Source organism: Cupriavidus sp. FW305-26 (assembly GCF_058787975.1).
The window spans coordinates 23,462-38,691 of the sequence record NZ_JBYTAH010000007.1; the positions used below are offsets into that span (position 1 = coordinate 23,462).

Annotated in this window: 15 protein-coding genes; 8 read left to right on the top strand and 7 right to left on the bottom strand. The window is 67.8% G+C overall.

Translation table 11 applies throughout. The annotated features are described in order from the left end of the window. Positions 1-152: 152 nt before the first annotated feature. The gene (glnK, locus tag AC3WQZ_RS06430) at positions 153-491 is read left to right on the top strand and encodes a P-II family nitrogen regulator (RefSeq protein ID WP_006162803.1); all 339 of its coding nucleotides are present in this window, start codon (positions 153-155) and stop codon (positions 489-491) included. A 62-nt stretch (positions 492-553) separates the two neighbouring features. Here glnK and AC3WQZ_RS06435 read toward each other — a convergent pair whose 3' ends face one another. The 3 genes from AC3WQZ_RS06435 to trxB all read right to left on the bottom strand — a co-directional run bounded on the left by AC3WQZ_RS06435 (position 554) and on the right by trxB (position 2,960). Next, positions 554-1,195 carry a trimeric intracellular cation channel family protein gene (locus AC3WQZ_RS06435; protein WP_011614676.1) on the bottom strand — a complete coding sequence of 214 codons (642 nt, stop codon included), beginning with the start codon at positions 1,193-1,195 and terminating at the stop codon, positions 554-556. A gap of 13 nt (positions 1,196-1,208) precedes the next feature. Further along, a complete protein-coding gene (locus AC3WQZ_RS06440) occupies positions 1,209-1,883 on the bottom strand; it encodes a Smr/MutS family protein (protein WP_010813001.1) in 675 nt (224 codons plus the stop codon). Between the two features lie 111 nt (positions 1,884-1,994). Further along, a complete protein-coding gene (trxB, locus tag AC3WQZ_RS06445) occupies positions 1,995-2,960 on the bottom strand; it encodes a thioredoxin-disulfide reductase (protein ID WP_010813000.1) in 966 nt (321 codons plus the stop codon). 234 nt (positions 2,961-3,194) lie between these two features. On the opposite strand from trxB, the gene AC3WQZ_RS06450 reads away from it, so the two are divergent. Next, entirely contained in the window at positions 3,195-5,534 is a 2,340-nt protein-coding gene (locus AC3WQZ_RS06450) for a DNA translocase FtsK (RefSeq protein ID WP_011614678.1), read from the top strand. A 39-nt stretch (positions 5,535-5,573) separates the two neighbouring features. Here AC3WQZ_RS06450 and AC3WQZ_RS06455 read toward each other — a convergent pair whose 3' ends face one another. Continuing rightward, positions 5,574-5,774 (bottom strand): hypothetical protein, encoded by a 201-nt coding sequence (locus tag AC3WQZ_RS06455; RefSeq protein ID WP_010812998.1) that lies wholly within the window; start codon positions 5,772-5,774, stop codon positions 5,574-5,576. A gap of 199 nt (positions 5,775-5,973) precedes the next feature. On the opposite strand from AC3WQZ_RS06455, the gene lolA reads away from it, so the two are divergent. Continuing rightward, positions 5,974-6,609: an outer membrane lipoprotein chaperone LolA gene (lolA, locus tag AC3WQZ_RS06460; RefSeq protein ID WP_010812997.1), complete on the top strand. Its 636-nt coding sequence runs from the start codon at positions 5,974-5,976 to the stop codon at positions 6,607-6,609. 8 nt (positions 6,610-6,617) lie between these two features. After that, the gene (locus AC3WQZ_RS06465; RefSeq protein ID WP_011614679.1) at positions 6,618-7,055 is read left to right on the top strand and encodes a hypothetical protein; all 438 of its coding nucleotides are present in this window, start codon (positions 6,618-6,620) and stop codon (positions 7,053-7,055) included. Positions 7,056-7,071: 16 nt separating this feature from the next. On the opposite strand, the gene AC3WQZ_RS06470 is transcribed toward AC3WQZ_RS06465, so the two are convergent. Beyond that, positions 7,072-8,172 (bottom strand): NAD(P)-dependent alcohol dehydrogenase, encoded by a 1,101-nt coding sequence (locus tag AC3WQZ_RS06470; RefSeq protein WP_010812995.1) that lies wholly within the window; start codon positions 8,170-8,172, stop codon positions 7,072-7,074. A 256-nt stretch (positions 8,173-8,428) separates the two neighbouring features. On the opposite strand from AC3WQZ_RS06470, the gene AC3WQZ_RS06475 reads away from it, so the two are divergent. Both AC3WQZ_RS06475 and AC3WQZ_RS06480 read left to right on the top strand, forming a co-directional pair. Then, a complete protein-coding gene (locus AC3WQZ_RS06475) occupies positions 8,429-8,755 on the top strand; it encodes a hypothetical protein (RefSeq protein ID WP_010812994.1) in 327 nt (108 codons plus the stop codon). Positions 8,756-8,976: 221 nt separating this feature from the next. Continuing rightward, positions 8,977-10,014: a Fe(3+) ABC transporter substrate-binding protein gene (locus tag AC3WQZ_RS06480; RefSeq protein ID WP_011614680.1), complete on the top strand. Its 1,038-nt coding sequence runs from the start codon at positions 8,977-8,979 to the stop codon at positions 10,012-10,014. A 34-nt stretch (positions 10,015-10,048) separates the two neighbouring features. On the opposite strand, the gene AC3WQZ_RS06485 is transcribed toward AC3WQZ_RS06480, so the two are convergent. Both AC3WQZ_RS06485 and AC3WQZ_RS06490 read right to left on the bottom strand, forming a co-directional pair. Next, positions 10,049-10,720, bottom strand: coding sequence for a hypothetical protein (locus tag AC3WQZ_RS06485; RefSeq protein ID WP_010812992.1), 672 nt, complete (start codon positions 10,718-10,720; stop codon positions 10,049-10,051). 108 nt (positions 10,721-10,828) lie between these two features. Then, positions 10,829-12,472: an ABC transporter permease gene (locus AC3WQZ_RS06490; RefSeq protein WP_492300194.1), complete on the bottom strand. Its 1,644-nt coding sequence runs from the start codon at positions 12,470-12,472 to the stop codon at positions 10,829-10,831. A gap of 121 nt (positions 12,473-12,593) precedes the next feature. On the opposite strand from AC3WQZ_RS06490, the gene AC3WQZ_RS06495 reads away from it, so the two are divergent. Further along, complete coding sequence (locus AC3WQZ_RS06495; protein ID WP_081225771.1) at positions 12,594-13,727, top strand: ABC transporter ATP-binding protein; 1,134 nt, start codon at positions 12,594-12,596, stop codon at positions 13,725-13,727. A 69-nt stretch (positions 13,728-13,796) separates the two neighbouring features. Further along, entirely contained in the window at positions 13,797-15,164 is a 1,368-nt protein-coding gene (locus AC3WQZ_RS06500) for a replication-associated recombination protein A (protein ID WP_011614682.1), read from the top strand. The last annotated feature ends 66 nt before the right edge of the window (positions 15,165-15,230 follow it).

Genomic DNA, 15,230 nt, shown 5'->3' on the forward strand with positions numbered 1-15,230 from the left:
CGGATGCGCGCTAGCCAACGCTGCGGCCGCGCTGGCTGTGGGGCAGGCGGAAATGCAAGCGGCCAAGGGCTGGTAAAATGCCACCCGGAGAGCGCCGCGACCGCGGCGATGCGCCGCCAGGCGCGTGAACAAACGATAAACAGGGGCCAGTCATGAAGCAGATTACCGCCATCATCAAACCGTTCAAGCTCGACGAGGTGCGTGAAGCCCTGGCCGACGTCGGCGTGACCGGTCTGACGGTGACCGAAGTGAAGGGATTTGGCCGCCAGAAAGGGCATACCGAGCTCTACCGTGGCGCCGAGTACGTGGTCGACTTCCTGCCCAAGATCAAGATCGAAGTGGTGGTGGCCGAGAACCAGCTGGACACCGTGCTGGACGCCATCGTCAAGGCCGCCCACACCGGCAAGATCGGCGACGGCAAGATCTTCGTCACCGAGATCGAGCGTGTGATCCGCATCCGCACCGGCGAGCAGGACGAAGCCGCGGTCTGAGCCTCGGGCCAGGATAGAGAAACGCCGCCTTGCAGGGCGGCGTTTTCATTGGTGGGTGCGGTTCAGCTGGGCAGCTTCCACCCGTAGCGCACCGACACCAGCCGCATGGCGATGATCGCCACTGCCCCGGTCAGCAGCGCCGCTTCCTGCTGCACCGCCAGCCAGGTCATGCCGACATAGATCCAGCAGCCGACAAAGGAGCAGGTGGCGTAGGGCGAGCGGTCGCGCAGGATCATCGGCACCTCGTTGCACAGCACGTCCCGCACCACGCCGCCGAACACGGCCGAGATGATGCCCATCATCACCGCCACGGTGGGCGTCATCTGCGCCACCAGCGCCAGCGAGGCGCCGGTCACCGAGAACAGCCCCAGCCCGATCGCGTCGGCCACGATCATGGCCCGGTCCGAGGCCACGCGGCTGACCACGCGCAGCACGAACGAGGCGCCGAACGACATCACGAAGATCAGCAGCACGTAGCCTTCGTGGTCGACCCAGTAGAACGGGCGCCGGTCCAGCAGCACGTCGCGCACGGTGCCGCCGCCAAAGGCGGTGGCAAAGGCCACCACGAAGGTGCCGACCACGTCCAGGCGCTGCTTGCGCGCGTCGACCACGCCCGAGACCGCGAAGGCGAGCACGCCGATCACCTCCATGATGTGGAGGATCAGGGGCAGCCGCCCCATCAGCAATTCAAGCGGAACGTGCATCCGTGGCGATGCGTCAGGTGCGCGGCTGGCGCAGCAGCACCATCAGCGCGCCGGCGCCGCCTTCGGCCTCGCGCGCCTGCACGAAGGCGAGCACTTCCTCCTTCTGCACCAGCCAGCTGCGCACCTTGCCCTTGAGCACTGGCAGCTTGTCGGGCGAGCCCAGGCCCTTGCCGTGGATCACGCGCACGCAGCGCACGCCGTTGCGCACCGAGCGGCGCAGGAACTCGGCCAGCGCCTCGCGCGCCTCGTCGCTGCGCAGGCCGTGCAGGTCGACCTTGTCCTGCGCCACCCATTCGCCGCGGCGCAGCTTGCGGATCACGTCCATGCCGATGCCGGGCCGGCGGAACGACAGGGTCTCGTCGGTTTCCAGCAGGCTTTCCACGTCGAAATCATCGGACAGCGAGGCCGCCAGCACGGCTTCGTCGTTGCGGCGCGACTGCACCGGCACCGGGGCGGGCTTGCTGGCGGGCAGGGGGGCGCGGTTGCGGTCGCGCAGCTGGCTGACCTGGCCCACGCTGGTGCGGAAGACGTCGGCCTCTTCACGGGCGCGCCGGGCGGCCTGCTCGGCGGCCACGCGCTCGGCTTCGCGGCGCTCGGTATCGGCCTTGAGGGTGTCGCGCAGCCTGGCAAGGTCGTTCAGGCCGAAACGTTGGGGCGGTCGGTCGGGTTTGCTGGCGCCGTGCGTCATTGAAAAATCTCCGGGGGCTCGGCGCAGATTATATCGACTGGCGGGGCGGCAGGAGATGCCGCAGGGGACGCGCCGGCGGGCCGTGGCGGCCCGGCCGGCGGAGGGGCGTGCTTACTTCAGGGCTTCAACAAAGCGCTGGGCGTCCAGCGCGGCCATGCAGCCCGTGCCGGCGCTGGTGATGGCCTGGCGGTAGACATGGTCCTGCACGTCGCCGGCGGCAAACACGCCCGGCACGCTGGTGGCGGTGGCGTCGCCCTGCAGGCCCGACTTGGTCACCAGGTAGCCGTTTTCCATGGCCAGCTGGCCTTCGAACAGGTCGGTGTTGGGCTTGTGGCCGATGGCGATGAACACGCCCGCCAGCTTCAGGTCCTCGGCCTGGCCGGTCTTGGTGCCGCGCACGCGGATGCCGGTCACGCCGGATTCATCGCCCAGCACCTCGTCCAGCACGCTGTCGTAGCGGATCACCACGCGGCCTTCCTTTTCACGCTGCAGCAGGCGGTCGACCAGGATAGGCTCGGCGCGGAAGCTGTCGCGGCGGTGGATCACGGTGACCTTGCTGGCGATATGCGACAGGTACAGCGCCTCTTCCACGGCGGTGTTGCCGCCACCGACCACGGCCACTTCCTGGTTCTTGTAGAAGAAGCCGTCGCAGGTGGCGCAGGCCGACACGCCGCGGCCCATGAAGGACTCTTCGGACGGCAGGCCCAGGTACTGCGCCGAGGCGCCGGTGGCGATGATCAGCGCGTCGCACGTATATTCACCGGCGTCGCCGATCAGACGGAAGGGGCGGGCCGGCTGGCCGTTGTCGTCCACCAGCTTGGCGGTGTGGATGTGATCGAAGATGATTTCGGTCTTGAATTCCTCGGCGTGCGCCAGCAGGCGCTGCATCAGTTCAGGACCCTGGACGCCCTTGGCATCGCCCGGCCAGTTCTCGACGTCCGTGGTGGTCATCAGCTGGCCGCCCTGTGCCAGGCCGGTGATCAGCACCGGTTCCAGGTTGGCGCGGGCCGCGTAGACCGCGGCGGTATAGCCGGCGGGACCAGAACCGAGAATCAGCACTTTTGCGTGTTTTGCCATGATGCGTTCCTGTGGCCGGTGCGGCATGCTGCCCACCGGCATTGCTCGAAAGCGACATTATAAGAGGAGCCGCATTTGCTCACTGTTGCAAATTCCAATGAGTGCGATAGTCTCGGGCCACGTTAAAATGGCCGCCACGATGACCGTCAGTCACCTGGTGAGCAACCACTGACCGCTGCCGGCATCGGCCCGAAACGCATCCGGAATCACCTTACACGCGAGTCTTAACCAGGCATGGCCCGAGCTACCACGACCACCCGCACCGATCCCTCAGCCTTGCCATCCCGCATCGGCAAACTGCTGGGAGAGGTCCGCTGGTTCCTGCTGCTGGCCGTCACGCTGGGTTTCCTGTGCGTGCTGGCCAGCTACAGCAAGACCGATCCCGGCTGGTCGCATGCCAACCAGGTGGCCGATATCCACAACCTGGGCGGGCGCGTCGGCGCCTGGGTGGCCGACGTGCTGTTCTTCATCTTCGGCTTTTCCGCCTACTGGCTGGCGGTGCTGCTGGTGCGCCGCTGCTGGCGCGGCTGGCGCACGCTGACCGCCGAGCTGCCCGAGCGCGCGGACCCCGGCCTGCACCGCCAGGGCGTGACCGTCAGCTGGATCGGCTTTGGTCTGACCCTGTTCTCCAGCATGGGCCTGGAGGCGATCCGCATGTACCCGTTGCGCGCCGCGCTGCCGCGCGCGCCGGGCGGGGTGCTGGGCGATCTGCTGGGCGGCTGGCTGCAGGTGGCGCTGGGTTTCACCGGCGCGACCCTGCTGTTGTTGCTGCTGCTGGCGATCGGGCTGTCGCTGTTCTTCCATTTCTCCTGGCTGACCGTGGCCGAGCACGTCGGCGGCTTTGTCGAGACCCTGTTCCTGGGCTTCAAGGCCCGCCGCGAGAGCAAGCAGGACCGCATCATCGGCGAGGCCGCCAAGACCGAGCGCAAAGAAACCGTCGAGGTGCAGCGCGTGCGCATCGAAGAGGCGGCGCCGGTGCAGATCGTGCGCCCGCAGGCAGTGCCCAAGCATGAGCGCGTCGAGCGTGAGAAGCAGCAGCCGCTGTTTGCCGATATCCAGGACTCGGACCTGCCGCCGCTGTCGCTGCTGGACCCGATTCCGCCGCACCAGGAAACCGTCAGCGCCGAGACCCTGGAGTTCACCTCGCGCCTGATCGAAAAAAAGCTCAAGGACTTCGGCGTCGAGGTCAAGGTGGTGGCGGCCTACCCGGGCCCGGTCATCACGCGGTATGAGATCGAGCCGGCCACCGGCGTCAAGGGCAGCCAGGTGGTGAACCTGGCGCGCGACCTGGCGCGCTCGCTGTCGCTGGTGTCGATCCGCGTGGTCGAGACCATCCCGGGCAAGAACTACATGGGGCTGGAGCTGCCCAACCCGAAGCGCCAGACCGTGCGCCTGTCGGAAATCCTCGGCTCGCAGGTCTACAACGAGAGTTCGTCCAGCCTGACCATGGCGCTGGGCAAGGACATCGCCGGCAAGCCGATGGTGGCCGACCTGGCCCGCATGCCGCACTGCATGGTGGCCGGCACCACCGGCTCGGGCAAGTCGGTCGGCATCAACGCGATGATCCTGTCGCTGCTGTACAAGGCCAAGGCGGAAAGCGTACGCCTGATCCTGATCGACCCGAAGATGCTCGAAATGAGCGTCTACGAGGGCATCCCGCACCTGCTGTGCCCGGTGGTGACCGACATGCGCCAGGCCGGCAATGCCCTGAACTGGGCGGTCGGCGAGATGGAGCGCCGCTACAAGCTGATGAGCAAGCTGGGCGTGCGCAACCTGGCCGGCTACAACAAAAAGATCGACGAGGCCGCGGCCCGCGAAGAAAAGATCCCCAACCCGTTCAGCCTGACCCCGGACGCCCCGGAGCCGCTGGACCGGCTGCCCACCATCGTCATCGTCATCGACGAGCTGGCCGACCTGATGATGGTGGTCGGCAAGAAGGTGGAAGAGCTGATCGCCCGCATCGCGCAGAAGGCGCGCGCGGCCGGCCTGCACCTGGTGCTGGCCACGCAGCGTCCGTCGGTGGACGTGATCACCGGCCTGATCAAGGCCAATGTGCCGACCCGGATCGCGTTCCAGGTCAGCAGCAAGATCGACTCGCGCACCATCCTCGACCAGCAGGGCGCCGAAGCGCTGCTGGGCATGGGCGACATGCTCTACCTGGCGCCGGGCACCGGCCTGCCGGTGCGCGTGCACGGCGCCTTTGTCTCGGACGAGGAAGTCCACCGCGTGGTGGAAAAGCTCAAGGAATCCGGCGAAGCCAACTACATCGAGGGCATCCTCGAAGGCGGCCTGACCGATGACGCCGGCGGCGGCGACGGGTTTGGCGGCGGTGCCGGCATTGGCGGCGGCGGCGGCGAGGCCGATCCGCTGTACGACCAGGCGGTCGAGGTGGTGCTGAAGAACCGGCGCGCGTCAATCTCGCTGGTGCAGCGCCACCTGCGCATCGGCTACAACCGTGCCGCGCGGCTGCTGGAGGATATGGAGAAGGCAGGGCTGGTGTCGGCGATGTCGGGCAACGGCAATCGTGACATTCTGGCGCAGGGTGGCGGTGCGGCCGCGCGTGACGATGACTGAGCGCTGCCAGCGCTCCTCCCATGCGGCCTGTGATGTGTGCTAGCGGCGCTTGAGCAGCACGTCGAGCTTCGTGTTGATGGTTTCAAATTGCTTGTCGAAGCGCACTTCCAGGCGCTCGATGCGCGCATCGGCCGCATCGAGGCGATCCGTGAGGCGGCGGTCCATCTCGGTCATCCCGGTGGCGAGCGGCGCGGTGGCCTTGTCGACCTTGTCTTGCGTGGTCTCATTCAGCCATGTCATCACGGAAAAGACAACATCGCCGCAGAACAGGCGCGGTTCCCGCGGTGTCTGCCGTAATATCCGGTTACCCGCGAGCGCGGGCCGTGTGGAATCCTCCGGCTGCCGCCTGCTCTAAACAGACAAGTTGCCCGTGCAGCGGCCTACAGCGTTGGGCGCAGCACACGCGGCGACGCCCTCCATAACTACCAGGACCCGAACCATGCGCAACCGCATCATCGTGTCGGCCTGCGCCGCGCTGGCGATGTTTGCCATCCAGGCGCCGGCCCATGCCGCAGCCACTGACCAGTTGCAGAGCTTTGTCACCGGCGTGAAGAGCGCGCGCGGCGAATTCACGCAGCGCCAGGTCAAGGGGCAGGGCGCCAACGGCAAGGTGACCGGCACCTCCAGCGGCACCTTTGTGTTCTCGCGCCCGGGCAAGTTCACCTGGCGCTATACCAAGCCCTACGACCAGCTGCTGCAGGCCGACGGCCAGACCCTGTACATCTATGACAAGGACCTGAACCAGGTCACCGAGCGCAAGCTCGACGGCGCACTCGGCTCCAGCCCGGCGGCGATCCTGTTCGGCAGCAACGACCTGGAAAAGAACTTCGTGGTCAAGAACGGCCCGACGCGCGACGGCGTAGAGTGGCTGGAGCTGACGCCCAAGGCCAAGGACACGCAGTTCGAGCGCATCGGCATCGGCTTCAAGGCCGGCAATCTTGAAGCCATGGAACTGCGCGACGCGTTCGGCAACACCACCCTGCTGACCTTCACGGGCATGCAGAAGAACCCGCCGCTGGCGGCCGATGCATTCCGGTTTACGGTGCCCAAGGGCGCCGATGTGATGAAGCAGTGAGGCCCGCCATGAACGATCCGCAGGAAGGTCCCGCAGTCACCATCCGTTCGCGGCGCAGCCAGCACGCCGTGTTGCTGGCCAGTGCCGGCGCGCTGCTGTTGGCGGCATGTGCCAGCAGCGGCGGCGGCGCCAGCAAGTTCGATGTCGATTCCTTCCTGCGCGCACCGGACTCGGGATTGCCCGAAGTGCTGGGCAATTCTGGCTTTCTCAAGGCCACGCGCGTGTCCGCCACCGAGTGCGCGGTGATGCTGCAGTCGGCCAGCACCGGCGTGCTGGAAGACCTGCCGCCCAGCAGCAATGCGCGCGGCCCGGCCTGGCTGTTGCATCCGAAGGGCCAGCCGGACCAGGTATGGCTGGTGGTCAGCGAGTCCGGCGGCGAGCGCACCTGCCATGGGCCGCTGCCGGCCGACGCCATGCAGGCGCTGGCCGCCCGGGCCAAGGGCTGAACCCGAGGCGCCGCCGTCAGTGCGGCTTGATGGCGATCTTCAGCACGCCGTCGCGCTGGTTGGCGAACAGGTCGTAGGCCGCGACGATGTCGTCCAGCCTGTACTGGTGCGTCACCAGCGCTCCCAGGTCGACCCGCCCCGACTCGATCACATTGATCAGCCGCCGCATGCGTTCCTTGCCGCCGGGGCACAGCGCGGTGTTGATCTTGTGGTCGCCCAGCCCCGCGGCGAAAGCCGACAGCGGAATGGTCAGGTCGCTTGAATAGACCCCCAGGCTGGACAGCGTGCCGCCGGGCTTGAGCACGCGCAGCGACTGCTCGAAGGTTGCCTGCGTGCCCAGCGCCTCGATCGAGGCATCCACGCCGCGCCCGCCGGTCAGCTTCATGACCTCGTCCACCACGTCGCAGTTGCGGAAGTTCAGGACCACGTCCGCGCCCATCTTGCGCGCGATCTCCAGCCGGTGGTCGTTGCCGTCGATGGCGATGATGGTGGTGGCGCCGCACAGCCGCGCGCCGGCGGTCGCGCATAGCCCGATCGGGCCCTGCGCGAACACGGCCACGGTGTCGCCGATGCGGATATTGGCGTTTTCCGCGCCCTTGAAGCCGGTGGACATGATGTCGGGGCACATCAGCACCTGCTCGTCGGTGAGGCCATCGGGGATTGGCGTCAGGTTGGCCTGGGCGTCGGGCACCAGCACGTATTCCGCCTGGGTACCGTCGATCATGTTGCCGAAGCGCCAGCCCGCGGTCGCCTTGTAGCCGTGGCAGCCGCACTGGCCGCTGGCCATCAGGTAGCTGCCATCCTGCGAGGCCACGCCGTCCTGCGCCGCGTAGGAGTTGAAGTTGGGGCAGATTGCGCCGGCGATCACGCGCTGGCCTTCGCGGTATCCCGTCACCGCGCTGCCGAGCTTTTCAATGATGCCGACGGGCTCATGGCCCACGGTCAGGCCCTTCGCCACCGGGTACTCACCCTTGAGGATGTGCACGTCGGTGCCGCAGATGGTGGTGGTGGTGATACGCACCAGGGCATCGTTGGGGCCGATATCCGGGATCGGCTTGTCTGCCAGTTCGATCCGGCCAGGCTCGACAAAAACGGCGGCTTTCATCATTGCGGTCATGCGTTGCTCCCAGGGAAGGCGCAGAGGGATGCGCGGTGGGTGGAGTGGTGCGGGACGTTGCCGGCCCGCTTACTCACTGATAGCACGCATGGCTTATAGCTCGGTTTATCCAGATCAAGCCGAAGCCACACTGAAAATGTGCGCAATACAGCGTAATCTGGCAAAAGTTTCATATCGGTGTGCAAAGAAGCTGAACGCCGCGGTGTGCCGCGTGTCCCAGCATCCTCATACTCGCCAAATCCATCAGGAGAACGACATGATTGCGAAGCGAACCATCCGGCGTTGGCTGCGCCAGTCCGCCATGCTGGCGGCGGGCGGGGCCCTGCTGGCGGCTTGCGCGGCGCCCGCGCCGACCGGCCCGCAAGGCGCGCGTGGCACGCCGGAGGGCTGTGCCGCCGACAAGCTGGCCGACGATGCCTTGGTCGGCAAGCCCGAGGCCGAAGCCATCGGCCTGCTGCAGGGCTGCGCGTGGCGACTGGGCGAGCGCGACGGCCAGCAGTTCCCCGGCACCATGGACTACAACCCGCAACGCCGCACGCTGGGCGTCAAGGCTGGCAAGGTGGTCTGGGTACGCCGCGGCTGAGATTTCGGCGCCCGCCTTGCCGGTTCGTCTTCGCACAGGGGGCGATTACGTTAGTGCGGGCATCTCCCTGGTATTGATCGGTCAACGGGCGTCAACATGACAGAAATGTAATTTGACCGCCTGAACAAGAATCAATATTGTTTCCCGCTGACCGGAATCCAATAACCGGGCGGCCTCGGGGTCCCCGGCGGCTGCCCAAACCATGCTGGGGAGCCATCCGCGTGAAGACCACTATCCGAACCTTGCTGCCGCGCGCTGCGGCGCTGGCCCTGCTGACCCTGCCGCTCGCCGCTGCGGCGCAGGAAAAGGTGCTCAACCTCTACACCGCGCGTCACTACCAGACGGACGAAGCGCTGTACGCCAACTTCACCAAGCAGACCGGCATCAAGATCAACCGCATCGAAGGCCAGGAAGACCCGCTGCTGGAGCGTATCCGCAATGAAGGCGCCAACAGCCCGGCGGACGTGTTCATCACGGTGGATATCGGCCGCCTGTGGCGCGCCCAGCAGGCTGGCGTGTTTGCGCCGGTAAAGTCGAAGGCGCTGGAATCGCGCATCCCGGCCAACTATCGCGACCCCAATGGCGAATGGTTCGGCTTCTCGGCGCGCGGCCGCGTGATTGCCTACAACAAGACCGCGGTCAAGGCCGGCGATATCGCCAGCTATGAAGACCTGGCCGATCCCAAGTGGAAGGGCAAGGTCTGCACGCGTTCCAGCGGCCATGTCTACAACCTGTCGCTGGTCTCCAGCCTGATCGCCCACGATGGCGAGGCACGCACCGAGCAGTGGGCGCGCGGCGTGGCCGCCAACCTGGCGCGCGTGCCCAAGGGCGGCGACACCGACCAGCTCAAGGCGGTTGCCGCCGGCGAGTGCGACGTGGCCATCGCCAACACCTATTACATCGCGCGCCTGCTGAAGTCGACCAAGCCGGAAGACAAGGCCGTGGCCGACAAGCTGGGCGTGCTGTGGCCGAACCAGTCGAGCCAGGGCGTGCACATGAACGTCTCGGGCGGCGGCATGCTCAAGCATGCGCCCAACAAGGAAGCGGCGGTCAAGTTCCTGGAGTACCTGGCCAGCGACGAGGCGCAGCGCTACTTTGCCGACGGCAACAACGAATGGCCGGTGGTGCAGGGCGTGAAGGTCAGCAACCCGGCGCTGGAAGCGCTGGGCACGTTCAAGGCCGACACCATCAACGTGGCCGAGCTGGGCAAGTACCAGCCGCAAGCGCAGAAGCTGGTGGACCGCGCCGGTTTCAAGTAAGCCGCCACGGCCTTTGCAGTAGGGGCGGTTCCTGCTACAGCAGGAACCGCTTGTTCCCAGTCACCTGCGTGGGCTCCAGCTTGCGGAACGTCAGCTTCACGCTGCTGTTGAGCCGCCGCCCCGCCTGTCGCCGCACCAGTGCGCGGTGCAGCAGGCCCTTGTGGCCGACCGTGCCTTCGGCATAAGGCTGGTCCGAGGTCCCGCCCAGCGCCATCGCGGCCAGTGCCTGGTTGCGTTCGGCGGCACTCTTTTCCAGCAGCTTGTCCAGCGCCATGCGGGCGCGCACCTGCGCGGCCAGCGCGATGTCGCCGGGATTGGCGCGGGCGCGCTCGGCGTCCCACGGCAGTTGCACCTTGCCGGCAACGCGGCGCAGCGCGGCGCGCAGTTCGGCGCCATCCATCCGGGTTTCCTGCACGATCCAGACGGCGTCATGGCGCAGCACCGCTTCGGCATCGGCCATGCGGCGCACCAGCGCGGGCTGCAGCTCGGGCGACGAGAACTGCCGCGCGCGGCGGATCGCGTTGAGCGCGATGCGTCGCACCTGCGGGTTGGCGTGATCGAACAGGTCGGCGATGACGCGCGCGGCGGTGTCGGCCGAATCGACCATCTCGGCCAGCTGTCCGGCCAGCGAGACTTCTTCCACGCCGCTCAGCTTGTTGCGGCTCAGCCGGTTCAACTTGAACAGCAGGATGTGATATCGCAGCATAGGTTCTTGCGCGGCAGGCCTGCCGCTGTTCGCTCCCGGGCGAACGCCGGGCCATAAAAGGCTATCGGCGCGTTGTGGCGCGACTTTAGGGCAAGAAGCGTGGGAGGCTCAGCGCTGCGCTTCGCGCCGGATCGTGCGCGACAGCACGATCACCGGCAGCAGGCCCACGGCCACGATCACCAGCGAGGCGGTGGCGGCCTCGGTCAGGCGCTCGTCGGCAGCGAGGTTGTAGGCCTGCACGGCCAGCGTGTCGAAGTTGAACGGACGCATCACGAAGGTGGCCGGCAACTCCTTCATCACGTCGACAAAGACGATCAGTGCCGCGGTCAGCAGGCTGCCTCGCAGCATCGGGAAATGCACGCGCCGCAGCGTGGCGCCGGGGCCGTGGCCCAGGCTGCGCGCGGCCGCATCCATGCTGGGGGTGATCTTGCCCAGCCCGGCATTGACGGTCTGCAGCGCCACGCCCAGGAAGCGCACCAGCAGCGCATAGACCAGCGCGGCGATGCCGCCGGTCAGCAGCAGCCCCACCGAGAGCCCGAACTGCTGCTGCAGCCAGGCCGACAGCGCGTTGTCGAGCCGCGCCACCGGCACCAGCACGCCCACGGCAATGACCGAGCCCGGCAGCGCATAACCCATGCCGCACAGCCGCGTCAGGCCGCGCATCAGCCAGCTGCGCTTGCCGTTGGCCGCGCGCGCGGCGTAGCCCACCGCCAGCGCGACCGTCACCGCGGCCAGCGCGGTGGCGCTGGCCAGCAGGAAGCTGTTGCGCACCAGCCCGACAAAGCGCGCGCCGAACTGCGCATCGCCGTCGGTGAAGGCCATGCGGCACAGCATCAGCGCGGGAATCAGAAAGCCCAGCAGCACCGGCACCATGCATACGGCCAGCGCCAGCCAGCCGCGCGCGCCGTCCAGCGTCCAGGCCACGGCGCGGCGCTGGTTGCCGTAGACCTGCGCGCGGCCGCGGCTGGCGCGCTCCAGCAGCAGGATGGCGGCGACGAACAGCAGCATGCATGCCGACAGCTGCGCCGCGGCGTTCTTGTCGCCAAGCGAGAACCAGGCGCGGTAGATGCCAGTGGAGAAAGTCGGGATGGCAAAGTAGGCGACGGTGCCGAAGTCGGCCAGCGTTTCCATCATTGCCAGCGCGGTGCCGGCAACGATGCCGGGGCGCGCCAGCGGCAGCACCACGCGCCAGAGCCTGCTCCAGGTGCCGTGGCCGAGCAGGCGCGCGGCCTCCAGCGTGTTCTGGGTCTGCTGCAGGAAGGCGGCGCGCGCGGTCAGGTAGACGTAGGGATACAGCACCAGCGAGAACAGGGCGATGGCGCCGCCCAGCGAGCGGATATCTGGAAACCAGTACTCGCGCGCCTTCCAGCCGGTCAGCTCGCGCAACCAGCCCTGCACCGGCCCGGCAAACTGCAGCGCGTCGGTGTAGGCATAGGCGATCACGTAGGCGGGCATCGCCATCGGCAAGACCAGCGCCCATTCCATCACGGCGTGGCCCGGGAAACGGTAGGTCGATACCAGCCAGGCGGTGGTCACCCCCAGCAGCAATACCCCCACGGCGACGCCGCACAGCAGCCAGACGGTGTTGAGCACGTATTCCGCCAGCACCGTGTCGATCAGGTGGCGCCAGGTGTCGCCGGCGGGCAGCAGCACGGCCGAGGCGATCACCAGCACCGGCACGGCGATCAGCAGCGCCATCACCAGGGTGGCCAGGGTCAGGGGATGGAAGCGGCGGCGGCTGGACAGGAGCATGCGTCGGAAAGTGGGCGGAAGTGCCGCGCACAGCGTGCGGCTGCCGCATTCTAGCAATGTGGGGCACGCATTTGCCCCGAAAGGCGCTCACGGCCCCCGGCCGCGTCTCTATAATGCGCACATGCGAACCGATTCCTATTCACGCTTGCCCGGCGCCCAGGCCCGCAGCCGGCCGGCGACCCGCGCAGGCGTTGCTGACGTCACTGGCGCTGGCGCCGCTGTCATCGAGGTCGACCATATCCGTCACGCTTTTGGCCGCCATGTGGTGGTCAAGGGGCTGTCGTTCTCGGTGGCGCGCGGCAATATCGCCTGCCTGCTGGGGCCCAGCGGCTGCGGCAAGACCACGGTGCTGCGTGCCATCGCCGGTTTCGAGCCGCTGCAGGACGGCCGCATCGTGCTGGACGGGCAGGTCGTGTCGTCGTCCGGGGCGATGCTGGCGCCGGAGCAGCGCCGCATCGGCATGGTGTTCCAGGACTATGCACTGTTCCCGCACCTGGACGTGGCGGCCAACGTGGGTTTCGGCCTGGTGCGCGCCAGCCGCGCCGGGCGCGCGGCGCGCGTGGACGAGGTGCTGCAGCTGGTCGGACTGGCCGGCGCGGGCCGCAAATATCCGCATGAGCTTTCCGGCGGCCAGCAGCAGCGCGTGGCGTTGGCGCGCGCGCTGGCACCGCGCCCGGAGCTGCTGCTGCTCGACGAGCCGTTCTCCAACCTCGATGTCGACCTGCGCGAACGCCTGAGCCTGGAGGTGCGCGCGATCCTGAAGGCGCAGGGCACCACCGCGATCCTGGTCACCCACGACCAGCACGAGGCCTTTGCCATGGCCGACGAGATCGGCGTCATGCACGACGGGGTGATCGAGCAGTGGGGCAGCGCGCACGACCTCTACCACCGGCCGACATCGCGCTTTGTCGCGGGCTTTATCGGGCAGGGCGTGCTGATGGCGGGGCGGTTGCGCGAGACCGCGGAGATTGAACTGGAACTGGGCCTGCTGCGCCCCGCGGCGCCGCTGGCGCTGCCCGCTGGCGCCGCCGTAGACGTGCTGGTGCGCCCCGATGACATCATCCACGACGACGCCAGCCCGATGCGCGCCGAGGTGGTCCACAAGGCCTTCCGCGGCGCCGAGATCCTGTACACGCTGCGCCTGGCCAGCGGCGGCCGCGTACTGGCGCTGGTGCCGTCCCACCACAACCATGCCGTGGGCGAGCGCATCGGCATCCGTGTCGAGATCGAGGATGTGGTGGCATTTGCCGCCTAGCGTGCCACGCAGGGGCAGGGCGCCGATGGTCTACACTGTGGCGTTCTGCATTCACAAGGCTTGAATACCGTGGCGGACACGCTGTTTTCCGATACTCCCGACCGTTCCCGGCAACCGCTGGCCGAGCGCCTGCGCCCGCGCACCATCGACGAGGTGATCGGGCAACAGCACCTGCTCGGTGCGGGCAAGCCGCTGCGCGTGGCGTTCGAGTCCGGCGAGCCGCATTCGATGATCCTGTGGGGCCCTCCGGGCGTGGGCAAGACCACGCTGGCGCGGCTGATGGCCAGTGCCTTCGACGCCGAGTTCATCGCGCTGTCGGCGGTGCTGTCGGGGGTCAAGGACATCCGTGAGGCGGTCGAGCGCGCCGAGCAGTTTCGCGCGCACGGCCGGCGCACGCTGGTGTTCGTCGACGAAGTCCACCGTTTCAACAAGAGCCAGCAGGATGCCTTCCTGCCGCATGTGGAAAGCGGGCTCTTCACCTTTATCGGCGCCACCACCGAGAACCCCTCGTTCGAAGTCAACGGTGCCTTGTTGTCGCGCGCTGCGGTCTATGTGCTCAAGAGCCTGGACGATGCCGAGCTGACCCAGCTGGCGCTGCGCGCCAGCGAAGAACTCGGCGCACAGGCGGGCGACCTGAGCTGGCAGGACGAAGCACTGCAGCTGATCGTGGCCTCGGCCGATGGCGACGGGCGCAAGCTGCTGAACAATATCGAGATCGTGGCGCGTGCCGCGCGCACCGCCGGCGCCGCGCAGATCGATACCGCGCTGCTGGGCAGCGCGCTGTCGGAAAACCTGCGCCGCTTCGACAAGGGCGGCGACGCCTTCTACGACCAGATCAGCGCGCTGCACAAGTCCGTGCGCGGCTCGGACCCGGACGCGGCGCTGTACTGGTTCTGCCGCATGATCGACGGCGGCGCCGACCCGCGCTACCTGGCGCGGCGCATCGTGCGCATGGCATGGGAGGATATCGGCCTGGCCGATCCCCGTGCCGCCCGCATCACGCTGGACGCGGCCGAGACCTATGAGCGCCTTGGCTCGCCCGAGGGCGAGCTGGCGCTGGGTCAGGCCCTGATCTACCTGGCCGTGGCGCCCAAGTCCAACGCCGGCTACAACGCCTACAACGCGGCGCGCGCCTTCGTCGCCAAGGACAAGTCGCGCGCGGTGCCGGTGCACCTGCGCAACGCGCCGACCAAGCTGATGAAGGAGCTTGGCCACGGCCACGCCTACCGCTACGCGCACGACGAGCCCGAGGCCTACGCCGCCGGCGAGCACTACTTCCCGGACGACCTCAAGGCCCAGGACTGGTACCAGCCGGTGCCGCGCGGGCTGGAGGGCAAGATCGCCGAGAAGCTGCGCCACCTGCGCGAGCTGGATGCCGCCTGGCATCGCGAGCAGCGCGTGGCCAAGCCAAAGGACGGCGGCAAGGGCGGGGAGTGAGCGGTGGCGTGAGCCGGCAACACGGCGCTGGCCTGGCATCGCCCGGTTCGCGCCGGACGGGGCCGG